General features: G+C 38.9%; 19 protein-coding genes and 1 pseudogene. 8 read left to right on the plus strand and 12 right to left on the minus strand.

The window, feature by feature from the left end; genetic code table 11:
* Nucleotides 1–410: 410 nt before the first annotated feature.
* The 6 genes and pseudogenes from metN (at nucleotide 411) to BLS59_RS06675 (ending at nucleotide 5,568) form a co-directional block, all read left to right on the plus strand.
* A complete protein-coding gene (gene metN, locus BLS59_RS06650; RefSeq protein ID WP_091146522.1) occupies nucleotides 411–1,442 on the plus strand; it encodes a methionine ABC transporter ATP-binding protein MetN in 1,032 nt (343 codons plus the stop codon).
* The gene (gene metI / locus BLS59_RS06655) at nucleotides 1,417–2,091 is read left to right on the plus strand and encodes a methionine ABC transporter permease MetI (protein ID WP_449406538.1); all 675 of its coding nucleotides are present in this window, start codon (nucleotides 1,417–1,419) and stop codon (nucleotides 2,089–2,091) included. Before metN ends, metI begins: the two co-directional genes overlap by 26 nt.
* Before the next feature lie 13 nt (nucleotides 2,092–2,104).
* A complete protein-coding gene (metQ, locus tag BLS59_RS06660; protein ID WP_091146529.1) occupies nucleotides 2,105–2,914 on the plus strand; it encodes a methionine ABC transporter substrate-binding lipoprotein MetQ in 810 nt (269 codons plus the stop codon).
* A gap of 302 nt (nucleotides 2,915–3,216) precedes the next feature.
* The gene (locus tag BLS59_RS06665) at nucleotides 3,217–4,101 is read left to right on the plus strand and encodes a pirin family protein (protein WP_091146532.1); all 885 of its coding nucleotides are present in this window, start codon (nucleotides 3,217–3,219) and stop codon (nucleotides 4,099–4,101) included.
* Nucleotides 4,102–4,103: 2 nt separating this feature from the next.
* A complete protein-coding gene (locus tag BLS59_RS06670; protein ID WP_091146536.1) occupies nucleotides 4,104–4,493 on the plus strand; it encodes an OsmC family protein in 390 nt (129 codons plus the stop codon).
* Between the two features lie 134 nt (nucleotides 4,494–4,627).
* Nucleotides 4,628–5,568, plus strand: a pseudogene (locus BLS59_RS06675) (DUF5996 family protein).
* Between the two features lie 129 nt (nucleotides 5,569–5,697).
* Here the strand turns inward: BLS59_RS06675 and BLS59_RS06680 are convergent.
* The 4 genes from BLS59_RS06680 to BLS59_RS06695 all read right to left on the minus strand — a co-directional run bounded on the left by BLS59_RS06680 (nucleotide 5,698) and on the right by BLS59_RS06695 (nucleotide 9,471).
* Entirely contained in the window at nucleotides 5,698–6,138 is a 441-nt protein-coding gene (locus BLS59_RS06680) for a GreA/GreB family elongation factor (protein WP_091146539.1), read from the minus strand.
* A 61-nt stretch (nucleotides 6,139–6,199) separates the two neighbouring features.
* Nucleotides 6,200–6,595: a GreA/GreB family elongation factor gene (locus BLS59_RS06685; RefSeq protein WP_091146541.1), complete on the minus strand. Its 396-nt coding sequence runs from the start codon at nucleotides 6,593–6,595 to the stop codon at nucleotides 6,200–6,202.
* Between the two features lie 54 nt (nucleotides 6,596–6,649).
* The gene (locus BLS59_RS06690) at nucleotides 6,650–8,050 is read right to left on the minus strand and encodes a glutamate synthase-related protein (RefSeq protein WP_091146543.1); all 1,401 of its coding nucleotides are present in this window, start codon (nucleotides 8,048–8,050) and stop codon (nucleotides 6,650–6,652) included.
* Between the two features lie 620 nt (nucleotides 8,051–8,670).
* Nucleotides 8,671–9,471, minus strand: a complete 801-nt coding sequence (locus tag BLS59_RS06695) for a response regulator transcription factor (protein ID WP_091146547.1) — start codon at nucleotides 9,469–9,471, stop codon at nucleotides 8,671–8,673.
* Nucleotides 9,472–9,705: 234 nt separating this feature from the next.
* Between BLS59_RS06695 and BLS59_RS06700 the strand changes: the two genes are divergently transcribed.
* On the plus strand, nucleotides 9,706–11,808 hold the full coding sequence (locus BLS59_RS06700; protein WP_091146550.1) for a RagB/SusD family nutrient uptake outer membrane protein: 2,103 nt from the start codon (nucleotides 9,706–9,708) through the stop codon (nucleotides 11,806–11,808).
* Between the two features lie 65 nt (nucleotides 11,809–11,873).
* On the opposite strand, the gene BLS59_RS06705 is transcribed toward BLS59_RS06700, so the two are convergent.
* Together BLS59_RS06705 and BLS59_RS06710 are read right to left on the minus strand one after the other, a co-directional pair.
* Nucleotides 11,874–12,710 (minus strand): alpha/beta fold hydrolase, encoded by an 837-nt coding sequence (locus tag BLS59_RS06705; RefSeq protein WP_091146553.1) that lies wholly within the window; start codon nucleotides 12,708–12,710, stop codon nucleotides 11,874–11,876.
* 177 nt (nucleotides 12,711–12,887) lie between these two features.
* Nucleotides 12,888–15,248 carry an alpha-L-rhamnosidase-related protein gene (locus BLS59_RS06710; RefSeq protein ID WP_091146557.1) on the minus strand — a complete coding sequence of 787 codons (2,361 nt, stop codon included), beginning with the start codon at nucleotides 15,246–15,248 and terminating at the stop codon, nucleotides 12,888–12,890.
* Nucleotides 15,249–15,464: 216 nt separating this feature from the next.
* On the opposite strand from BLS59_RS06710, the gene BLS59_RS06715 reads away from it, so the two are divergent.
* Nucleotides 15,465–16,730 (plus strand): glycoside hydrolase family 27 protein, encoded by a 1,266-nt coding sequence (locus BLS59_RS06715; protein ID WP_205411202.1) that lies wholly within the window; start codon nucleotides 15,465–15,467, stop codon nucleotides 16,728–16,730.
* Nucleotides 16,731–16,896: 166 nt separating this feature from the next.
* Here the strand turns inward: BLS59_RS06715 and BLS59_RS06720 are convergent, their stop codons facing one another.
* From BLS59_RS06720 to BLS59_RS06745, 6 genes are all read right to left on the minus strand, one after another.
* Nucleotides 16,897–17,826, minus strand: a complete 930-nt coding sequence (locus BLS59_RS06720; protein WP_143014054.1) for a hypothetical protein — start codon at nucleotides 17,824–17,826, stop codon at nucleotides 16,897–16,899.
* 42 nt (nucleotides 17,827–17,868) lie between these two features.
* Entirely contained in the window at nucleotides 17,869–19,320 is a 1,452-nt protein-coding gene (locus BLS59_RS06725) for an MBOAT family O-acyltransferase (RefSeq protein WP_091146563.1), read from the minus strand.
* 213 nt (nucleotides 19,321–19,533) lie between these two features.
* Nucleotides 19,534–19,971: a helix-turn-helix domain-containing protein gene (locus BLS59_RS06730; protein WP_091146566.1), complete on the minus strand. Its 438-nt coding sequence runs from the start codon at nucleotides 19,969–19,971 to the stop codon at nucleotides 19,534–19,536.
* 440 nt (nucleotides 19,972–20,411) lie between these two features.
* On the minus strand, nucleotides 20,412–21,911 hold the full coding sequence (locus BLS59_RS06735; protein ID WP_162842568.1) for a PAS domain-containing protein: 1,500 nt from the start codon (nucleotides 21,909–21,911) through the stop codon (nucleotides 20,412–20,414).
* A gap of 132 nt (nucleotides 21,912–22,043) precedes the next feature.
* The gene (locus tag BLS59_RS06740; protein WP_240315163.1) at nucleotides 22,044–23,759 is read right to left on the minus strand and encodes a polysaccharide biosynthesis protein; all 1,716 of its coding nucleotides are present in this window, start codon (nucleotides 23,757–23,759) and stop codon (nucleotides 22,044–22,046) included.
* Between the two features lie 260 nt (nucleotides 23,760–24,019).
* Nucleotides 24,020–25,045 (minus strand): GNAT family N-acetyltransferase, encoded by a 1,026-nt coding sequence (locus BLS59_RS06745; RefSeq protein ID WP_091146571.1) that lies wholly within the window; start codon nucleotides 25,043–25,045, stop codon nucleotides 24,020–24,022.
* Nucleotides 25,046–25,061: the final 16 nt, after the last annotated feature.

Here is a 25,061-nt window from a genome sequence, read left to right on the forward strand (position 1 = left end):
TTGCTTCGTTCAGCGTAGTTCACTTCCTCCAAAGCTCCCGTTGTTAATATCATCGGGAGCTTTGGTTTTAATGTTATTTGAGTTGTAAAAACCATGATTTTCGAAGTTTAATGACATAGCATTTAAAATAAAGGGACTGTCATGCTGAGCTTGTCGAAGCATAGTGGGCAAAGGCATCTACGCGCGACCCTTCGACAAGCTCAGGGTGACAGCCCTTTAACATCGAATATATATGGAGAGGAAATATTTAGAATAATTAAGTGTTGAAGATGCTTAAAATGAAATAGTTACTGTTGGCAGATTGTCATTAATTTAGTCTTTATACTCTACTAACTTTGTAGACTACTTAAAATATTTACTTTTGCAGCAAATTAACAAGCGCATATTTCTGAAACAGCGTAAAAGCGTGTATGATCGAATTAAAAAACATCACCAAAACATTTACCAAAAAGAGCAGTAGCGTAACAGCATTGGCTAACGTGTCGTTGCTTGTGCCCCAGGGAAAAATCTTAGGTGTGATAGGTGCTTCGGGGGCGGGGAAGAGCACACTCATCCGCTGCGTAAACTTATTGGAAAAACCTACAAGCGGGGAGGTGATAGTAAACGGGCAAAATTTGACAACACTTTCTCCATCGGCGCTGGCTAAGGCCAGGCGGCAGATAGGTATGATCTTTCAGCATTTTAATTTGCTTTCGTCAAGAACGGTTTTCGACAACATCGCTTTCCCGCTGGAATTGGATCATACGCCCAAAGCAGAGATCCGGGAACGGGTAAACGAACTTTTGATGCTGGTTGGCCTTGAAGATAAGGCAAGTGACTATCCGGCAAACCTCTCCGGCGGACAAAAGCAAAGGGTTGCCATAGCAAGAACACTGGCCAGCAACCCTAAAGTGCTTTTATGTGATGAAGCCACAAGCGCCCTTGATCCGGCTACAACCCGGTCTATCCTTGCCTTGCTAAAGGATATTAACCAGCGTTTTAACATCACAATTTTGCTTATTACTCACGAAATGAATGTGGTTAAGGCCGTTTGCGATGAGGTAGCCGTAATTAGCGAGGGTAAACTTATTGAACGCGGTACGGTTAGTGAAGTGTTTTCGCATCCTGAAACCAGCCTGGCCAAACAATTCATTGCCTCATCATTACACGCAACCTTGCCGGTTGAATATAGCCAGCGTTTGTCTGAAATTGCCGAAGGGCTGAAACACCCTGTTATAAAATTACAGTTTACCGGTCTTTCGGCAGAAGCCACTGTGCTGTCTGAAGCGAGCAGGCTTTTTAATGTGGATAACAATATCATCAGCGCCCAAATGGATTATACAGGCGGGGTTAAATACGGAATAATGCTTATAGAAGTAACCGGTACGCCGGAGAATACAGCGCAATCATTAACTTATTATAATAGTAAACATATTGATGTGGAGGTACTGGGCTATGTCTGAACCAATGATATGGATGATAGTTAACGGGTTGCTGGAAACCATAATTATGACCTTTGTTGCCGGCTTTTTCGGCTTTGTAATAGGGTTACCCACTGGTATACTGCTTTTCATGACCCGCAAAGGCCAGGTGTCAGAAAATCGGTTGGTTAACAGTTTGGTTTCTGTTGTTGTCAATGTATTTCGTTCTATCCCATTTATTATTTTAATTGTGTGGATGATACCTTTTACCCGGGCATTGGTTGGCACCTCCATTGGTGTACAGGCCGCACTTGTGCCTTTAAGTATTGGTGCTGCACCTTTTATTGCGCGCATGGTTGAAAATAGCCTCGTTGAAATTCCAAATGGTTTGATTGAGGCGGCAAGGGCCATGGGGGCCAGACCACTGCAAATAGTTTTTAAAGTGTTGATACCCGAAGCGTTGCCATCAATTATCAGTGCCGCGTCAATTACATTGATCACATTGGTAGGCTATTCTGCTATGGGTGGTGCGGTTGGTGCAGGCGGCCTTGGGCAAATTGGTTACCAGTATGGCTACGTGGGGTATGATATTGTTGTTATGAACACGGTATTGGTTTTATTGGTAACCCTGGTATTCCTTATTCAAATTTCGGGCGAGTTTATTGCCAAAAAAGTAGATCACAGAAAATAATTAATTAAAATATATGAACATTAAGCAATTCATCAGTATAGCAATAATTTCTACCAGCCTGATCGCCTGCGGCAGAAAAACGACGACAAATAATACCAACCACATTAAAGTAGGTGTTGAGTCTGGTCCGGAATTTAAGGTTGCCGAGGCTGCGAAAAAAGTAGCCAAAGAAAAATATGGCCTTGATGTGGAACTGGTGCAGTTTAATGATTACGTGATGCCTAATGAGGCATTGAACCAGGGCGATATCGACCTTAACGTTTTTCAGAACAGGCCCTATTTAGATGTTCAGGTAAAACAACGGGGCTATAAATTTGCGGTTTTGGGCGATACTTTTGTTTATCCCCTTGCAGGATATTCACGGAAAATAAAAAGTATGGATCAGCTGGTAAATGGCAGTACGATTATTATCCCGAATGATCCTACCAATAGCGGTCGTTCTTTATTATTGCTGCAAAAAGCAGGTTTAATTAAATTAAAAGATGGGGTAGGGTTGTTGCCAACGGTTAATGATATAGTTGGTAATCCAAAAAGCCTGAAGATCCTTGAACTGGAGGCCCCGCAACTGCCGCGTTCGCTTGACGATCAGCACGTAACCATCGCCATTATAAATAATACGTTTGCAGGACCTGCCGGTTTGGTGGCCAAACGCGATGGTCTGTTCGTTGAAGACGGAAAATCACCTTACGTAAACATCATCGTATCACGTGAAGACAACAAAGCGCAGGATAACGTTGGCAAGTTTGTAAAGGCCTACCAATCGCCAGAAGTGGCACAAGCTGCCGAAATTGCCTTTAAAGGTGGTGCTATCAAAGGCTGGTAATTAAAATACCAATCAGAAAAATATATAAAAGGGATTCGCAACCCGCGAATCCCTTGCGAAAGCAAATTTAATCACCCCTCCCGCTCCTTATTCGTCCAAGGAATTCGCTGCCCTTTTTTCGTGCTTGCGCCTTTCTTTTTAATCGGTTAAGGCAATCTTCATTTTGTTTTGATACCGATAGTTTGATGTTTTTTTATCTTTAATATTGTATTACGATTAGTCAAAATCGGATGGAATTATTATTACATAAAAGGACGGAATAAACAGCTCAGTTAAAACTAAAGCAATAAATAATTACGGTTATGTCAAATATTAATCTTGTTATTGAAGAAAGAGCAGCCAGTATCGGTAATTTTATGGTTGGCCGCCTGCTGCCATTCCGTGAAAAAAGAATGGTTGGTCCTTTTATTTTTATTGACCACATGGGACCGGTAAAACTTGTAGAACGCCAAAGCTTTGATGTGCTGCCGCATCCGCACATCGGTCTTTCTACACTTACCTTTTTATTTGAAGGCAGTATAATGCACCGGGATACGTTGGGAAATATTGTGGAGGTAAAACCGGGTGCTGTAAATTGGATGACCGCCGGTAAGGGAATAGTGCATTCTGAACGGATCCCTGAATATATACACCATGCCGATCAGCTGATGCATGGTTTGCAGATCTGGGTGGCATTGCCAAAGGAACTGGAACAAATGGAGCCTGAGTTTTTTCATGTTGATGGAGCGCAGTTGCCGGCATGGACATCCGGTGATCTGCAATTTAAGCTAATAGCAGGCGAAGCATTTGGTTATAGATCTCCTGTTCCGGTTTACAGTAAGCTGTTTATGATAGAAATTAGCAGCAAAACAACGCAAGCGGTTAATATTAGTCATGAACTTTATGGCGAAGCAGGATTGTACATACTTAAAGGTAATATTGAAAGCGAAGGGAATACTTATCATTCCAAGCAGTTACTGGTAGCCAAAGAAAGTGCCCTGTGTACGTTTACCATACAAGCCGACAGCACCATCTACCTGTTTGGCGGGGAGCCTTTTGCCGAAGAACGATTTATTGATTGGAATTTTGTTGCCACCAACAAGGAACTTATTAACGCCGCTAAACAAAAATGGATAGCACAAACATTTGATAAGATAAAAGGCGACGACACAGAATTTGTACCTTATCCAACATTTAATAAAAAATAATCATGGCAGCAGTTAAAGCAAGTATCGGCACCGAACTTTACAAGATCGAAATTAAATCGGCAACAGGGAACATAATTATTGCCGATGAACCCATTGAAAAAGGTGGGCAGGATAAAGGCTTTTCGCCCAAAGAACTGCTTGTATCGGCACTGGGGGCTTGCACCTGCGCTACAGTGCGTATGTATGCCGATCGTAAAGTTTGGAGCCTTGAAAATGTAAATGCAGAAATTGAGCTTAGTGAAGAAAACGGACAAACTAAATTTATTCGGAAACTGCAATTTACAGGCACGCTTAACGACGAACAACGGGCCAGGCTATTAGCCGTTGCAAATGGCTGTCCCGTTCATAAAATATTAACCAATTCCATTGTTATTGAAACAGTGTTGGTATAATTAAAAGCAGCTTTAATCATATCTAAAAGGTGCTTATTGATTGTCTGGTTTCAACAATAACCATTACTGCTCAATTAATTGTAAACAATTTTACAAAAGCCAGGTAAGTTAAAATAGTATAACAATCAATACACATGAGCGCCAATACAATTAAACAAGAACAATGGCCAGAATTGACATTTGAAAACTGGAAAGATACAATTGCTACATTGCACCTATGGACGCAGATTGTTGGCAAGATACGGCTGAAACAAATGCCCTGGTTAAACCATTCCTGGCATGTTACCTTGTATGTTGCGGCAATGGCTTAACTACGGGCAGCGTTCCATATCCTGGCGGAGTGTTCCAGATTGATTTTGATTTTATAAATCACCTGCTGCATATTACTACCAGCGCCGGAGGTATTGAAAAAATTAACCTTTATCCGCGTAGCGTAGCTGATTTTTATAGAGAACTATTTGAAAAACTCAGGAGTGCAGATATAGATGCTTGTATTAGTGCCGGGCCAAATGAAGTTGATCCGGCTATACCATTTGAGGAGGATGAAACGCACCGGTCATATGATACCGCGAGGGTGCGCGATTTTTATAAGGCATTGGTTAAAATTCATAACGTATTTACCAAATTCAGGGCAAGGTTTACGGGTAAATGTAGCCCTGTACACTTTTTTTGGGGATCTTTTGATATAGCGGTAACTCGGTTTTCGGGCCGGCCGGCACCATTGTTTACCGGCCAAGTGCCAAATATTCCCTTGCCAGTTATGCAGGAAGCTTATTCGCACGAGGTAAGTTCATGCGGGTTTTGGCCCGGAAATGAGCAGTTTCCGCATCCGGCATTTTACTCGTATTGCTATCCCTCAAATGCGGAGTTTGGTAAGCAGCCGGTTGAACCCAATGAAGCATTTTTTAGCGGCGACATGGGCGAATTTATATTGTTATATGAGTCGGTTCAGCGTTCAGACAGGCCTGAGCATACCCTAATGCAATTTCTGCAGTCAACTTATCGAGCCGCAGCCACTACGGGCGGATGGGACAAAAAAACGTTAGAATGTGATTTCTCTATGTTTGAAAAATAGGGTTTAGATTTCAACAAAGAGCACAAGAACATACCTTTGTGCTTTTTTATTCTACTAATTCTTGTGATCAGTAGTATCTGCAGTAAATGTCAATTGGCGCTTAATCAGAATATTGCCATAACAAAAGTATCATACAGCGTTGCTCATTGAATTATTATGATCTTCGGTTAATGGAAGCCAGCTTTCGTCTTTGCTTTGGTGAACCGAAACCAGTTCAATGCGATTGATGCCATCTCTCATTTCCCATTCCGTTTGGTCGCCGTCAGAATAACCCAGCAACGCAATCGCTAACGGGTCCGATAGTGATATCCGGTTCATTTTGGCTTTATCGGGATTGTTAACCACAATATGAACGCTGTAGGTTTGCATCTTATCTATATTTCTTACCAACACTTTTGATCCGGCACAAGCTACATTTAGCGGCAAATTGTCTTTACTAACAATTCTTGCACTATTTAATTCATTGAAAAGTTTTCTTTTATTAAAGGCAGAAATTCCAAGGGTAAAATAGTATTTCATCAACAACTTAAAATCATTGATGGTTAATGTAAGCTGAAAAAACTTTTTCATGATAAAATAATTAATAAATATAACTACATGTGGCTGTCATCTGGCGGGTTATGCAGCAGGCTTAAACAATGGAGTGTTGAGCTAACCGGTTTACTTTCAAAATTTCAAACTCCTGCATGCCATTAGGCATTTCCCATTGTATCCGGGCCCCCTTTCGGTAACCGAGTAAGGCAATAGCAATAGGCGCAAAAATCGATATCTTGTTTTTTTTAATGTCGGCAGCCAAAGGCAACACAATCTGGAATATGAAACTTTGCTTACCAACAACTTCCTGTACCTGTACCACGGCGTTGAGGCATATGGCATCTTCGGGTAGTTCATCCTCTGCTACAACCTGTGCAGATTCCAGTTCTGTTAAAAGTTTCCTTTTATTAAAGTCCGTGAGGTCTGAATTTTTAAGGTGTTTTTTTAATAAGTCAAGCTCTCCTTGTGTTATGGTTAATTGCTCAGTTTTCATGTTTGCTAAATTTAATCTGTAAAAAGTATATATTTAATGACCATGCCCCCGGTTTTAGTTGAGGTTTACATATAATGGATGGGGTACTGCGGAATCAGTTTGAAATATCAATTCTTCCAGTGTTTTGGTTTCCAGTCCGTTTATTTTCCTAAAAAAATCGGCCGGATTAACTTCCGAAAGCTTTTCATACCAACATAGCTCCATTAAATTTCTTGCAGCTGCTAATGTATTTCGGTGAAAATTAGCAATCCTGGTACTTTGAACATCCTGCCTGGTCTTTAACCAATCAGTAGGCGAACCGGTAGCCATTAGCGTATCGCTGGCATTGAAACAAGCGTCGGCCCCTAATGCAATGGCTCTTAATAAATCATACTCGGTTACAATAACACCTGCTGCAACTATTTTAGTTGATAAGCAGAAATGTTTAACCATCTTCCGGGCAGTTGCAATAGACTCAAAAAAAGCCTGCTGAAATATCCCAGTGTTTTGAAGCATCGTGATTCCGGAGGACAATCCCTCTATGGTTATAAAATCCAAATGTACTCCTGTGGTGATCATGCCTGTTCCTAAAAAGCTTAATATGTTTTTCCCGGGATTTTGTAAATGGATGCCTATAGGTTTGCCCTGAGATAGTGCCCGTAAACTTTTCACGAAAGAAAATATAGTAAAAGCGGTTAAACCCCGTTTTGTTACCGGAAGGTCTTCCAACAGAAACTTTACTTCAATCATTTTAACATAGGGTTTCAATGCTATAGTTCTGATAAGCGTTTCATTTAACGAGCGATCGTTATTTCGTAAAGAACAATCATCATGTCTGATATACCAAACCAGGTCACTACCTCCCCGTATCAAGTGAGAACTTAGCCCGTCTTCGCCGGTATTAACAGCACAATTGCGGATGTTGGCTCCCTGGGACAGGGCATGCACGTATTTTTTTGACAATTGTTTTTGATTTAGCCTTCCAAAGTTCAGAATGCTTAAACTGTAGGGTTGGCGGCATTGCCCACTGCCAATCTCTACTCTGAAGTCTTCACTTTGCAGGTTTATGAAACTATTGTTTACTTGCAAATACTCAAAGCCAGGGTCGCTGGAGCACAATAAATTATTCTGAATAATCTCCGTTAATTGATTTCTGGACCGTAAGGTCACTATCTCCCGTTGTTTTTGGTTAAGTAAATTCTTTGAAGTATCTCTCGGGAAAAATACGCCCTGGAGTTTTGGTGGCATAAACCCCAGGAAATTTTTAAGCATAACCCGGTATGGATAATTTTTAAGTATACCACTCTTTTTCCTGAATTGCTCATGCATATAAAATTGGAAAACAGACAGCAGGATGCCGCATACGATCAACAGGTGATTAGTTGCTATGATTCCTGCAATAATCACATAGATGTTTAAAATAAAAAAAAGCGCAAAAAACAAACCTGTTACAGATTTAAACCTGAAGTTTTTCATAAGAAATAATAAAATAAGACAGTAAAAAACGAGCGTTTTAAGACTGGCCCCAGACCCAATATGGCCGGGGCTTATTTTACAAAGTCTTTTGAAGTGGTTTGGGCGTAATAGCCGAAATGAAAATGTACAGGTACAGACAAACCATACACGGTAAATGCTACCTGCAATTTATTGCAAAGCAATTTGAAGAAATGATAAAAAGATTTTTGAAAATTGAGCATATATTAAGCTTACGACAATAAAACAAGAGTTTTAAAACCGGCCCCATAACCATTTTGGCTGGGGCTTACTTAATAAAGTCTTTACTGCTTTGAAGAAAGGCGTATTCTAAATTGTAATTAAACCCAACGGTACAACAAAACACAAAACTCCCTAATTGCAAGTTGTTTGCAATGGGGGTTAAATGCGTGTGGTATATTGTTTTGTTAGTGATCATTTAATTACAATCAAAATAGTACAACAAATAAATAAACTTTTCTTTATAATTTATTCGAAGTTATAATCAAATCAAACGTTGAAAAAGTCATTATATTTCAAACATATGCCATTTAATTTTCAAAAGCAAGAATAAGTGGTGTAAAAACTCATTGCTTATTAAGCAATGTATAATAATCAATTCCCTAAATTATTCTGTTTTTTATTGCAAAACTAACCAGCGCTATGGCATTGGGCAAATTAGTTTTCTCCTGCATATTTTTGCGGTGCGTTAAAATTGTATGTTCGCTAACGAATAATTTCTTTGCAATTTCTTTACTGCTTAATCCTTCTGCCATCCATTGTAAAACGTCTTTTTCGCGTTTGGTGAACAGCTTATCCTCTTCGTTTAAGTAGTAATATTTATGGCAAACCAATTCATTGCTCACAATACCTTCTGTATCTACCTTATCAACAGTTTGCCTGATGATACCATTATCTATAAAATTGCTGGTATTAATTAGTATGCCCATGCTAAACAGCGGGTTTCCGGCCGTGTCTGATATAAAACTACTTCGCTGCAAAAAGCCTTCATATTTTCCGTTTTTATTTTTTACGCTGCCGTTATAGGAAAATATATAGTTTTTGTGTTCTTCGGGTTTGATGCCTTTAAGTATTTGAAGCCTGTCTGGAAATATTTCCTTGTCAAAAAGTCTTAAATGGTCTGGTTGATAAATGTCGAGCGTATGGCTTATTCCTCCAGTTAAAAAGGCCTCAGCTTTATACCCCGCAAAGTTTTCAGACATATTAATATATTTACCCACCCTGTAATCAAGCAGATAAACAAATGGTACACTTTGCCTGAAAAATTGCTGCGTTAATCCATTGGAATTAATAAAGCTGTCAAAACCGGTTATACTAAGCTGCTCGTGTTGCAATGTTTGGTCTTTAAGCTCGTCCAAATAGTTTAACCATGAATTTTCACTCTTGTGAATAACCTTTGTCATAAGATATAAGGATCAATAAATGTCTTTAAATTATTAATAATTAATTACTTAGTCAAGTATTTATTAATATAAATCACTTTTTGCTTTACCATAAAAATGGTTGTAAAGGTGTAAGCTATAATGTTATGGCGACTTCAACTGTTTAGGGAAATATAGTTAAGTAAAATATACCCATTTTTGGGTATTCCTATATCGCTAACCTAATATTAAGTTTGTTTTAATTAATATGAAAATATGAAAAAAATATTACTTATCGTTTTTGCCTTGGTTGTTGCTATATCCTCTTGTAAAAAAGACAAACAGGCACCTCAAAATCAAGAGCGTACTCCAGCAATATTAATTAATGATATTACCACAAAACTGGCCGGAGCAGATAGTATAAGCAACTTTACAGATCTGTTGAAAAAAATATCGCTTAGCAGTGATGATGCCAGTCAAGGCCTTACGGTATTTGCATCGCTCAACGCTAACCTTACTTTACAGGATCAGTCAATTAAAGCATCGCCGCGGCTTGTTGTTTCTGCTACACAAAATGGCTTGTCTGCAGCCACCTCAACGGCTACATCTGTAATTACCGAGGCCGGATTAAAAGATCAGATTGTAAAAGGAATATTTAACCTTGCCGATTTGACAAATGGAAAAGTGCTTACAGCACTTAGCGGTAAACAACTTAAAATAACCCGTCTGGCAGATACTGTTTGGATTAATGGTGTTAAGATCAGCAAACAAATTGTAGGCACAAATAACGAGGTTGTTTTTACAATAAAAACAGCCTTAAGTGGCACTTCAACAGGAGATGAGCTGCAAACTACCACCCTGGAAATTACCGTGTGGGACGGAAGTAAATGGACTGCAGCAGCACCAAAAGGAGTAGTTGCGGCAGGAGCCATTGTAAAACTTTACCGCACACAGCAAAACTATGCCGATGATAGCCCTGCGGCCTACCAGGTTTTAAGTAATACAGATGGTACGGCAACATTTAAATCTATAACCCCGGGAACCTATTATATTGCTGTAAACCTGGATGATAAGAGTAATGTCTTTAGCAAATCCTCCCAAAAGGTTAACGGAATATATTTGGGTTTCGCTGATGCAGGCATCTTTCAATCTGCTGCTGATATCAGCGGCTATGCTGCTCAAACCGGTGCTGCTGTAGGAGATTTTAAATGGCTTGATGCTAACCAGGACGGAAAAATTGACGATAATGACAAAATGGGAATACCTTATGAGAAGGGAATTGCCGTTGATGGTATACTGAAGAAAACCGAAGTTACGATAGGGTATGCCGATAATGCCCAACATCAGCCACTAACAGAACAGGAATACACAACTGCATTTCAGCAGGCAACGCTTAATGTTTCTACATGGCATAACAATATGGCCATTCTTGACGGACTATTAAGCCATGACGCTGTTATTGATTCTATACCGGCTGCATATTCGGGATTGTATCAGCCTATAGGCAATTTTGCATTTAATCCCTCAACCGCAATAATTACCCAGAATTGGCAGCAGGGTTACCAGTATATAAGCACCTTAAATACATTAGAACAACGGGCACCCGCCACGCTGAGCAACCGTGCTGAGCAGATAGCCCGTTTACGCGCCATCAGGGCTTACATTTATCTGCAATTGTATACCTATTTTGGTAGCATTCCACTTATTCAAAATGGTGAAGTGGCCCCCAATCTTACAAACCCCAGCAAACTGGCAGTGTACAGTTACATCACCGCAGAATTTACTGCTGCGGCTGCTGCATTACCACAAACAACCACGAATGTAGCCGATTTGAATGCTTTAGCAGTTAAAGGCCTGCTTGCCAAAGCAGCCTTAGTTGAAAAAGATTACGCAAAGGTGGTTGATTATACCAACACAATATTAAATAGTGGCCAATATTTACTGGCAACCAACAGCGGAAAATTCTCTGCAGGAAACAAAGAAACTATTTGGGATAATTCCGGAAGCATAGATGCCAACGTTAAAGGTTATTTTTATAATCGGGAAACCCTGCCTTTCCTTCGGCTTGCCGAAGTATACCTGATGAATGCCGAAGCCAACCTGGCCCTCAATAATTCGCTCAAGGCACAAGCCGACGTTACCCTGTTGCTACAACGATCAGGAGGTTCCTTTAGCGTTTTTAACATGAACACTATACAATCGGTACGGTTAACGGAGATGAGACGGGAGGGCGGTTCTTTTCCTTGTTTAATCAGGTGGGGAATTGCGGGTTCGAGCTTGGGTTCTAAAGGCTTTTCATCACCTAAAAATAATTACTTACCTATACCTATACAGGTTCTTAACCAAAACCCGGGAATTATACAAAATGTTGCCTATTAATATCGCTTGCATCAACAGCTATAATGTAAAATTGAATAATACATTATAGCTGTTGGTGTTTATAATTATACTTCACTCAGGTTAAAACAATCCCCCGCATATGCTGCCAATAGCGTGTTGAAGTTTTCAGGGCTATCAATATTTACCAGATGGCCTGCGTTGGTAATTTTAAAAATTTCATTCTTCCATAAATTTAATTGCGCCCCGTCTAAATAATCGGGATTAACAATTTCTTCATTCTTACCGAAAATTAATAGTAATGGTTTTTTAGTGTGCTGTAATAATGCGATTTCATCACTAAAATTTTGTGCTGCTATGTTGTTAGCTAAAACAGATCTGAATTGAGGATCTGTGCGATAATAGTCTTCAACAAATACATTAGCATCAATTTCATTATCGTTATACAAAACCTCTGCCGCATATTTTCTTACGTCCACGTCGGCAGCCTGCCCGGTGAATACAACAAAAACATGAGTATCCGGCAATACGAAGTCTTGCACTGTAATATTATTTCCGGCTACGCAACTGCTGGCAAGTACTATGCCTGCTGGGTTTAAATCATAAGCCAGTGCTTCGGCTAATATATTAGTACCCAGGGACAGCCCTGCCAACAGATAGGGATGCTCGCCAGCTAATATTTTAATGGCACTTGCCATAAGTGATCCTAACCCATGAAATGTATAATCTGCCGCTGGTGTTTGTGAAATATCAGAACCGCCATGACCTGGTAAATCAATAGCTATTAACCTGTAATTATTTAGTAAGTCACTATCCAACTGCTTTTGCCAGGAACGCGACGAAACTGAGTTGCCATGAATGAAAAATATTGTTTTTTTCGATTGATGATTTTTTTCGAAATATGCAAGTTTCAGCGGACCGATGGTAATGAACTTTTGCTGCATTTTTTTAAGCCTTAATAAGCCGGTTTATATCAATTAACAAGTTTTTAATCGGCTCAATATAACAGATAAATGAGGAAGAAGCATAAAAAAAGAAAAATGGATGCCCGCAATCTTTTAATATCGAATTTGCTTTTTGCATCCTGTGGCCGACTTTGCTTGTTTCCAACGCTCATCATCTTAAATAACGAATGAATTATTACCTCCTTTGAGATCATATCTTTTAGCTTTCCAAACTAATATTCCCGATGTTTCTTGCGGCAGGTTGATATTTATTTTCCACCTGTTATTTTTCAAAGCGTAGGCTACCGAAATGTTTCCATTAGGGTGAGGGATTGAGCCGCTTATTTTAGTTATTGTTCCTAAATGTGGTTCTACCTTTATTTTACCGAATCCTGGCGCATAGCTATCAATTCCCAATACAGTTCTGAAAAATTCAATGTTGGGGCTGGCACCCCAGGCGTGACAATCCGACCGGGAGGTGTTAATGTCAGAATACTCGGCCCAAGTGGTAAGTCCCATTGCCATATTCTCACGGTAAATGCCCAGCCAACTTATGTAATCATTCCCTAAGCCAGCTTTTACCAATGCCTGGTTCAAATAATATTTAAAATAAACCGAGCATTGGGTTAGGCTCTTATCGTTAAGTAACCCTTTGGCTACGGACTGCATATCTGTACTGCTCACCATGCCTGTAAGTATGGCCAGCGAATTTACATGCTGGGAGTAGCCGTTTTTTTCTTTTGTATCGGCATATAGTTTTTTAGCCGGGTCCCAGTACTTACGCCTGATAGTAGTTTTCAACTGGGCAATCTTTTTGTTGTATAGGTTGGCATAATCGTGCAGTCCAATTTGGGCTTCCATATCTGCAGCCCACTGGTATGCCCATAATAGCTGCAAATCATAAATTGCCGCGCTGCCGTCCTTGCCTTTAACCTCGCCCCACATATTACCGGCCCAGTCAACAAATGCCCAGTATGGTGTGTCTTTTAAAGAACCATCGGCCTGTTGGTATTTGCTGAAAAAATCCAATACGCCACGTTCGCCAAGTAGCTTATTTCTGATAAAAGCGTTATCGCCACGATACATCCAGTAATCATGCAGCATGCCTATGTACCATAACGAAAATGGAGAAATAACCTGTGTGCCATTTGACGGGTAGCAACTGGCAGTTACGCCCTCGGGTAAGCGCGAATGGTCCATCTGGTTGAGCGCATTACGCGCAAGCCTGTCGTCACTGGTGTTATAGTAGGATACTACTGCTTGTATGCGGGTGTCGCCAATATATTGCAACTGTTCATAGTATGGGCAATCCGTATAAGTTTCCCATGCGTTTAGCCGCGCTGTACGCCAGCCTATATCAAGCATTTGGGTTATCTCTGCATTGTCTGTATTCATTACCGCGGTGCGTTTAAAAGGATAGCCGGTGAAAGTACCGTATAGATCATCTATCACCAGCGGCTCATCTTTTGTTTTTATGAATACCTTAATGTAACGATAGGTGCGAAAGTTTAACGTTGTGAAAGATTGCCCTTTACTGCCATCGGCAACCAGACTGTCTATTCGCCCTACAAATTCTTTTCCCTCGACGTCATTCCGGTTGCCTTTGATAACGCCTTTACTCCCTTTTTTATAAAGTGATTCGGCATAACCCAGTGAGATGCCCGCATCCTTGCCGCCACTGAAATTTAACGTTACATATGCATTTGTTTCAAACGTTTGATCAAGTAATAAAGACACTGTAGTGTTTGGCGGGATGGTTAAAGATGTTTTTTTCTCCGGAAACCCCGGCGGTATGGTTATACCAACTGCGCTGCGCAGTTTAAGAAGGCGTTGGTAGGTCATTTCCCTTGCCGGCAAACTGGATGGTACTAATGCCCAGTCTATACCCCATGCTGTACCTTTGAGTTTTCCGTCGGATAGTTTATTAGCACTTGGCCAGGCGGTGTCATCAAAGTCTTTGGTTGTCCAGGATCCCTTAACTGTTTTGTTCATATCAACCATTTCTCCTTTGCTGGCGGCAAAGAAATATCCCGGAATTGGTTGGTGTCCCACGTCTTGAATTCCTTTCCAGCTATCGTTGGTGTTTAATACATCCTCTGCTGGCGAATTGCCCTGTAAAATAAAACCCGTGCGTACGCTGATCTGCGCAGCAGGGCTGTATTGTGCTTCATTCCACACAAGTGCAGCTACTGAGTTTTTTCCTGCAGCGAGGTAAGGGGCGAGATCTACAGTTTCATAATTCCAATAATAAGTATCGCCGCGTGCCGGGCCTAAAGATACCAGGGCGCCATTAATGTACAGTTTGTACTTGTTATCGGCCGATAGATGAACAATAAAAGTTGTAGGTCTGGCAGTTAGCTCAATGTTTTTTCGAAAATAATAAACACCATAGTTTTTTCCGTTATCGCCCTGGGCTGCTATCCATTGCGCATTCCAGGGTCTTTGCAAGGGTGAAATGCCTGCGGATTGAGAACGAACAGATTTGGCCGCCGTTAATCCTAAAGCAACTACTACTATAATAGTAAAGAAGTGTTTCATCAGTGGTTTAAATTGATTAAGCAATAATAGAAATAAAATATGTAAATCGATTTAGCAAAAGAAAATAATTTAACAATGAACGTTACTATAACTTCCAATTTGATGACTAAATTGAAAAATTGATTGTTTGTCTTAGATTTGACAAAATGCCAAGAATGAGCAGATATAAAGAAGCAAAACATTCTGATGCCATGTAAACAGCAAAAAAGGATAAAAATGAATACAAAACAAAAAGCGCGAACGGCTATCCATTGCCTTGCAATTTTTCTGAATTTAATCAGCATCACAGCACATGCGCAAAACGCCCATTATGACGCTGTACTTGTAGCAACTCCTCCCATGGGCTGGATGACCTGGAATTATTTTGGTGATAAAATCAACGAAAAGGATATTAAAGAGATGGCTGATGCAATGGTTAGTTCTGGCATGTTGGATGCGGGCTACCATTACTTGATGATTGACGACGGATGGCAGGGCGGCCGCGACAGTAAGAATGAGATGATCCCCGATCCGGTTAAGTTTCCTTCGGGGATAAAAGCGCTTGCTGCTTATGTTCATTCCAAAGGCATTAAATTGGGTGTTTATTCTGATGCAGCCCAGCTTACCTGTGGCGGATATACAGCCAGCCTGAATTTTGAAGAACAGGATGCGAAAACCTTTGCATCATGGGATGTAGACTATTTAAAGTATGATTATTGCGGAGCTCCGAGTGACTCAATCACGGCTAAAGCCAGATACAAAAAAATGGCAGATGCGTTGCACAATAGTGGAAGGGAGATTGTATTTGGTATCTGTGAATGGGGCGACCGCAAACCCTGGCTCTGGGCAAAAAATGCAGGCGGGCAATTATGGCGCATATCGGCAGATATTCGTGATAAGTGGAAAACTGATAAGCCTTGGACTGACCAACGTGAACTTCACACAATAGGGGCTGGGGTATTGGATATTGTAGATGTTAACGCTGATCTGGCACCATTTGCCGGTCCGGGTGGCTGGAACGATCTGGATATGCTGGTTATAGGCCTGAATGGAAGAAAAGGCCCTTCAGGAGATTTAGGCGGAACAGGTTGTTCACCAACCGAATATCAAAGCCAGATGAGTTTATGGAGCATAATGAATGCCCCTTTAATTGCAACAAATGATTTACGCACAATGGATGATGCAACAAAACGTATTCTTTTAAATAAGGAAGTTATTGCAATAAATCAGGACCCGCTTGGAAAGCAGGCAGAACGTAAGGTCAAAAACCGAGATTGGAATGTGTTCATGAAGCCACTTAAAAACGGAGATTATGCAGTGGCCATCTTAAATCGTAATAGCAGCGAAAAAGCATTTTCGATCGACTGGAAGGAATTAGGTTTAAATGGATCTTATACAATAAATGATCTTTGGCTCAAAAAAGATATAGGCAAGGGGAAAAAGTGGGCCGGGAAGTTACAAAGTCATGAAACTAAACTGTTCCGTTTGAAAAAAGTTAGTTGATAATCCGAGTTCAGATTTTTGGCGCCTAATCCAATCCTAAAGACAATATAATACAAAGCCCCAAAATCGGAGATTTTAGGGCTTTGTATTATATCGGTATTAAAATAGAAAATTATATCGGGATGATTATGAATATCGGTTTACAATCGCTTTGATATTCAAGTATTCATAGCGGATATCGATCGCTTGATATCGAATAAATAATGTTATTCTCCTTTTGGACGAAGGAGCCGGTGGCACCCGGGTTGAGTGTTCCGCTAAGAATGAACCTGTTTATATATTTTGAAAATTTAGTTGCTCCCTCGAAATTTAGATGGCCAAAATCAGCGAAATCATTATTTTTTAATGGGAAATCATTAAAATCCAAAAATCTTACATCGTTGAAATAGCGCTTCCTGATTAGCTCAAACTCGGCCTCATTAGCTCTGTACTCATACAACTGATGCTGCGGGCTCCTGATTAAAAAAACGCTTTTGTGCATGCTGTAGCAGTAATCAATTATTTTTCTCAAATATTGCAGATTGGTAATTGAAACTGTTGTTTTCTTTGGCGAAAACTTAACTGTTTTGCCTGTCACATCACTTGCAGGTAATTGCCTCGAACCATCTATTTTGAAATATCCGCCTGTTTTTCCGGTGTAATCATAATTAAAAGTAAGTACTTTAATGAGGTTAATACGGGCGGTTATACCTATGCAATTCATAAAATATTTTGAATTGTGCTTAGCTAACAGTTCAAGATCAGAGGGGGCCATAAAAGATGCATACTGTGGGAGCATATTTGACATATAGGTATAGCCCCAGGTCCAGTCATCCATTTTTGTGTCAATCTGGTTGTTTGAAAATTCTATAATTACAGTTGTTATTTGAGGATTTTGCGGCAGATACTTTTTAACTTTTTGGAAGGTATAAAAATAAGACTCGGCAGAATGTGACAGGTTGGTAAGGTTTGATATAAGGGTATCGTTGTATGCACACTCAGCGTGTGAGTGACCAAAAAGTGCAATAGTGTTATTTTTTTTTATGCTGAATTTCGAAAATCTGTTTACCAAATAACCCGGAATTAGGGTAATAGCCGCCATGAGCAGGCAGCTCATAGCGGTAAATAATAGGGTTTTAATTAAAAAGTGGCGCATCACTTAAAATTGGAAATAAATAAATTGCTGTTCTTTCCCTGTGAATAGAAATATCACTACAACCAACATATAGTAAAAACCCAATCTGTATCCTCTTTTTCTTAGCCATGTTAATTTTTCTATAGCATACTGGTTTTCTCTGCCTTGCCATTCAACTATTATAAATATCATGATTAGCATGATCACTTCAAGTAATTGAGCCTTATTAACATCCAATTGGGGTATGGAGAATAGTGAAAGTGAAAAGATCTGACGCAGGTATTTAAAGGCTTGTGTAACACTATCAGCCCTGAAAAATATCCAGGCCACTAATACCTGCAAAAATGTCGCTATCATCTGAGCTAACTCGGTAATTGTTGGCAGGGCTCTACCTTTTGCTACAATTTCCAGATGGTTTCTGTTTGTTTTTAGCAGAACAGCAGGCAGGATCAATAAGGCATTTAAAAGCCCCCAGATAATAAATGTCCAGTTTGCGCCATGCCAAAAGCCGCTAACCAAAAAAATTATTAAAGTATTCCGTATTTTGAACCAGGTGCCTGTTTTGCTGCCACCAAGTGGTATATATAGATAATCCCTAAACCATGATGATAAGGAGATATGCCACCTTCTCCAAAATTCGGCCATATCTCTTGAAAAATATGGAAACGCAAAGTTTCGTAATAATTCAAATCCAAAAAGTCGTGATATACCTAATGCCATATCTGAATATCCAGAGAAATCGCAATAGATTTGAAAAGCAAAAAATATAGCACCTAAAACCAGGGTACTGCCCGTGTAGTTTGCGCTGTTTGCAAATATCATATTGGCATAGTCGGCGCATTGATCGGCAATTACGGCTTTTTTAAAAAGTCCCCATAATATTTGTCTTAAACCATCAACTGCTTTTAAGTAATCAAATTGTCGTGCTTTTTTTACCTGCGGTAAAAGATGCGTTGCGCGTTCTATAGGGCCAGCCACTAAAAGAGGGAAAAAGCTCACAAATAATGAATAGTCAATGAAGTTTCGTTCTGAGCTGATGCGGTTTTTATAAATATCAATAACATATGACAAACCATGAAATGTATAAAAAGAGATGCCAACGGGTAGTATCACATGTAGCGTGAACGGGCTTAAGTATATACCCCAGGCTTTGAATAAATCAGCAAATGATGTGGCAAAAAAATTGTAGTATTTAAAAATGCCTAAAAAGCCCAGATTTATAGATACGCTTAACCAAAGCCAAAAGGTTTTTATGCGTTGTACTTTTGCCTTGGACATTTGCAGCCCGGTAAAATAATCTAATAGTGTAGAAAAAATCAATAGCAGCAGAAATCGCCAATCCCAACATGCGTAAAAGAAATAACTTGCGCCGAGGAGCATTAGATTTTGCTGCTTAAGGTTGCGGTTAAGCACAAACCAGTAAACCACAAAAACTACGATCAGGAACATTCCGAACGCGAAAGAATTGAAAAGCATGTGATAATTGTTTTTATGAAACAGTTAAAGCCGGGCGGCTTAATGATATTCTATAAATACCGTGACATGAAATTAGGTATAGTATGAAGCTACGATATAAATGCTTATTATTTTGTAGCAGCCATTTTAAATATATACTTGATATAACCACTGGTTTTATCAGGATTAAAATCAGTAGCTTATATAATTATGCAAAATTAATTGTGGCGTTAACTATTCTATTTTTATTGAATTACTATTACGTAAAGTTTCGTTGAATTTTTCAAGTAGCTTTATGTATTTATCCATCCAATAATATATGGCATCAAGGGGAGGCTCCTTTGCTTGCTGGTTTTCCAGGTCTTTTTCGACACCCGAAGAGTTTAGCCTCATGGCAAATTCGTTTGGAAATTCCACTGAAAAATCATGTTCTATAACAATCCCAATCTGACAAATAATGTCGAAACTAAGCCTTTTGGTATTGAACCAGTTGTATAAGGTTCTGCGGCTGACCTGGAGTTTTCGGGCGATTTCGCTTATTCCCATGTGATCACGTCTAACAATTCGCTCTACAACTTCTCCATAATGTAAATCTTGAGTTTCCAGAATACCAATAGATCTTTGATCATTACTGATATACGAACTAATAGGATAATAAACTTTGCTGTGCATGAGATCAATTATTTTATTAATTTTTAAGGCATATGTTAAATAGATTATAAAAAATTGCAGGGTAATTATTGAGATTTACGATTGTAAATAGTCAATTGGGTTTTTTGGTTCATTATATAGATTTAGGTTGTTTTTTATTTGAAAGCTATAACATGGTTTGGGGGTTGCTTTACAAAATAAATATATATATACTTATTGCGTTATTCAACCTATAGAAGGTCAAATTATACCTGTAAAAGACGCTAACTTTCACTGTTTAAGCTTAATAGGTTAAAATAGTAAACTTTTGATCTGTAAAATGCTAAGTATAATTGATATGTAAATTAGCAAATATCAAGTATGTATTTAATGCAAAATCTTGAATCTTTGAGATTTGTGTCGGGTAAAGATATTTTGAGATTAATCTTTTATTGGGCAATTATAACGACTAAACCGAATGCTCAGACCGGTGAAACAGGGGTAATGTCCTGAAATGTTCCTGATATTCTTTTGCACTCATCATCAAAAAAGTCGGGGTATCCAATAATTCTTATTCTTTTTGAATTACCTTTTGCCGTTATCATATCAACTTCTATGTTAAAGGGGGTGCCGTATTTAAATGCTTCTTTTAATACTTTTTTACTGAGGATTTGGCTTCTCCCTTGTTTAAAGAACATGAGTACTGCTTTTACTTCGGGTACAAAGTATTCTGGTACTTCAAGGATGCTTTGTATAACGTTATCCCATTGTATTGTATTTGTAAACTGGTCTTTTGTCCAGGTGCCGGTTTTTGAAAGCGTGCTTGCGTTTTTCAATATTTTGGCGGCCAGCTTGTTGTCTTTTTCAATATCTTTAATTTTAGAAATATCTTCAGTATGTACAAATAATCCGCCTACGGCACCTGATGTAGTAAACCATGGATGGATATTCCACTTTAGCCAGCAGTTTGTACCATTGTTCTTTTTTAAGAATAAGCCATCACACTGCTGTATATGGCCCTTTAAACAATAAAGATGTAGTTTTTCGCATTTCTTTTTTGTAGCCGGCCAAACGTCATATAAACATTCTCCAATAAAATCAATGTTTTCGAGCTGGTACTCTATAATCCATTTTTTTGAAGCTGCAATAAATTGCATTTGGGTATTAAACATGGCAATAGTTATAGGTGCCTGTTCAATAAGCATTTTATAATGCTCGTTATTATCTTTTTGCGTGTTGTTGACCTCATTACCTGCCAGTTTTTCCGCTAAATATTTATGATAGCATGCTGAAAAATTTGATGGATTAGAAAAATTAAGCATTACTGCCATTTGGTTTTTATTGCAGCGTTTCTCAGTAATGTATTTATCTGCTATTTCCATTTGCAGAAACCGGTAATAGGAAAAAATTGTTCGTCCAAAGGTTTGTTTAAAATCCCGTTTTAATTTAGACTCTGATACAAAATGCTTTCTTGCAAGCACAGAGATACTTGGAAATGCAGTGAATACATTATCGTTTAAAGATTTAGTGACATTTTCAAGTAACCGGTTGCTTTGAGTTAAAAATTCGGGTAGTTTTTTTACCCTTGTTTCATCATCAATGGGTTGGGTATTTAACGGGCTTATATCCGTCATATGTGCATAAAATCCTTTTACTTCACCTTCAACATAGTGGGGATGATAAGTAACCCGCATGTTTTTAGCTTTGCCCGAGTACAAATGAATTACCTGGTCAAAAACCTGTATTTTACCTGCTAATGCGCCATTAATATAGGGAAGCTGTGCTTCAAATAAAGATCCTAAAATATCTGAAAGATATGATTTATTGATCATATGGTATGGCGTTACCGCAAACCAATCGGCCGTAGCTTTATTGGCATACCGGCAAAGCAGGTTTTTATCCCAATAAGCAAGCATAGCCTCAGTGTGCTCCGTTACGTTTAACGCTATCTCAAAAAAATCAGAGTTCGGATCAAAGGACATTGGATTTCCTCTTAAAATAATACTCATCGGCTTTATCAACTTTAAGGCGGATGAGTTTTAGGTTAGTTTGCTTAAAACTGCAAATTTTTATTGATAATTTATAAGATAAATCATATAAATTAAAAAAGATGCTCAGTTTGCCATCTGCTTGTCAATCAGCTTTATATCTAACTTTTCATATTGCGAATTGTTGCTTATGTAATCGGGCAGTATGGTTTTCATTTTTGATACCATCAAATCAACCTCGTTATGTACGTTAAGATCTAAAAGATCCTTTATTAAATTGTTGATCTTAACGTAACTAACCGGAATGTTTTTTGAGATTTTAATATCCTTATTATAAGTTGGTATTACCTCTTCCTCTGCGTTTAGCAGCTCTTCATATAACTTTTCGCCGGGGCGTAAACCGGTGTAAATAATTTGTATATCCTTCCCCGGAACAAGGCCTGCCATTTTTATCATATTCGCCGCTAAATCGGCTATTTTCACGGGCTCGCCCATATCAAATAAAAATATCTCACTACCCTTACCCATTACGGCGGCTTCAAGCACCAGTTGTACAGCTTCGGGAATTGTCATAAAATATCTTGTGATATCCGGATGGGTAACCGTAACTGGCCCACCTTTTTCAATTTGTGCCTTAAAGCGTGGGATCACAGAACCATTTGAACCGAGAACGTTGCCAAAACGGGTTGTTATAAACCTGGTTTTATTAACTGAGGATGGGCTGGCGTTAAAGAAAAGCTCTTCTACTAATAAGTTATTTAAAGATTGAATATACATTTCGGCAATACGTTTTGAAGCTCCCATGATGTTTGTAGGACGCACTGCTTTATCTGTTGAAATCATTACAAATTTTTCAACGTTAAATTCAATTGAAACATCGGCTAAGTTTTTTGTGCCCCATACATTGGTTAAAATAGCCTCTGTTGGGTTATTCTCCATCATGGGCACATGCTTGTAAGCCGCTGCATGAAATACTATTTGAGGCCTGTATAAATTAAACAGTGTTTTTATACGCCCCGTGTTTTGAATATCGGCAATAAATATCCGGGTGCGGTTGCCGTACAAGCCATCTTCAATTTCCATTTGAATATCGTGTAAAGGTGTTTCAGCCCTGTCACACAATACAACAAACTCGGGGTTATACATTAACACTTGCCTAACCAGTTCAGAACCTATTGAACCCGCGGCACCCGTGATCAATATTCGTTTACCCCTAATTTCGTCTAAAATATGTTCATTACATATCTTTATAGGTTTTCGTTCAAGTAAGTCTTCTATTTTTAGATCTTTAAATTGGTTTAAATTGGGTTTGCCGTTGATCCATTGGTCTGATGAAGGTACAACAATTACCTTTATGCCAACTTCAATGCATTTTTCAACAGCCTTCCTTTTGCCGTCGGTTTTTATATCTTCAGATGTTATGAGCAATGATTTTATAGCATAACGGTCTTTTAACATATCAATTGATTTGATAGGATAAACCCGTTTTTGTTCAATATACTTTGATATCTTATCAACCCCGGTGTCAATAAACCCCTGTACATTTAGCATAAATCCTTTTTGTGCTTCCAGCGCGTTTTTAATCAGGATAGAAGGTTCGGCCGAGCCGTATATTAAAACATTTTCCTTAACAACATTATAGCCAGGGGCTTCCAGGAATTTAAAAACATCCTTTATTATAATGCGCAGGCACATGAGCATAGATGAGGTGATAAAGAAGTTGATCAGCAGCACATCCATCATTCCGTTAATATTTATTTTTAGATAAAAAGCAAAAAATAAATAATAGAATAACAGGAACGTTACGTTACTTGCCAGCACGGTTATTAAAATCCGCATCATATCTTTTGTATTGGAATATCTGATAATGCACGTATGTATTTTCATTATCAAAAAAACCAAAACGGCGTTCCCACAGTAAATTATCATGTAATAAAGACTGGTGGGGTCAAACTGGAGCCGGTTTTTAAAATATAGTGATGACCATAACGATAACAAAACCACCATAAGGTCAATCACCAGGATTAGCCATCTTGAATGGAATTTATCCTGGAACAATAAATTTTTCAGGTATATCATAGCTGTTTATTTAAAATTATCGTCTAAGCGTATCTGTACAGCGGAAAAAAATCCACCTCGGTATTTTCTTCAATCCCCTTATCCTGCAAAAGCTTTCGATATACCTCTGGATTGACAATATATCTCCATGTTTTAAAATCCAAATGAAGATCAGAGAAAGCAGATTTCCACTCAAAAAGCTTATCGTTTTTAAACCCGAGCCCGCCGCCGAGGTTGTAATATTTCATGCCTTTTTCTCTGCCGATTTGAGTTATGTAGTCGGCCAAAAATTTGGTTGGGCTATGATGTAAATATTCTGCACGGGTACCAACCAAATGAGCCTGGATAATGCCATTTGTGAATGTTACTATAGTACTGGCAATTGAAACGTCGTTATAATAAACAGTTAATATACGTGCTTCATATTCAGACGTGTTTAGTATTTCTGAAAAGTAATTTTCATTAAACATGTAGTAGCTGGTGGCGCCTACGCGTTTCATGTTATCGGTATAGATTTCAACAAAGGTTTTCATGCCGGCAGCATTAGTTTCATCCACTATTGTGAATCCTTTACGCCAGGCATGTTTGATTGCATCCATGGTTGATTGTCTGTACTTTTTGCGCTGCTCATCTATCGTAACAGATAAATCAAGAACCACAGTTTTTCCGTTTTCGTGAATGCCACCAAATTTTTCAAGTAATTTTTGTTGCTTGTAAAACGGGTGCAGCCGCACAAAAACAGAAACATACTTTTCATTTATCAAAAAGTTGTTGAAAGCTGTTTTAAAGTTCTCCATCATTACCTCGTCTATTTCACCAAACTTTTTGTTTGAAAACGGTCCGGAAAAACCATATACACAAGTGAGGTCGCTATAATCTGATACGGGAATTTTGCGGCGAAGTAACGGGAAGCCAATGTAGGTTTCTGCTTGCTCATATATAAACAGAACGGGCGTGCCGGCTGTTTCAAGTGAGTGATAATGCCAGGTATGATAAAAATCATATTCGGCGGCATTACCAACATAGGAAATCCATTCCTCTTTATTGGGAAGGGTAAAAATCTTAACCATAGCGCAAGAATTAAAA

The sequence above is a fragment of the Mucilaginibacter pineti genome (assembly GCF_900101875.1).
Lineage (GTDB): Bacteria > Bacteroidota > Bacteroidia > Sphingobacteriales > Sphingobacteriaceae > Mucilaginibacter > Mucilaginibacter pineti.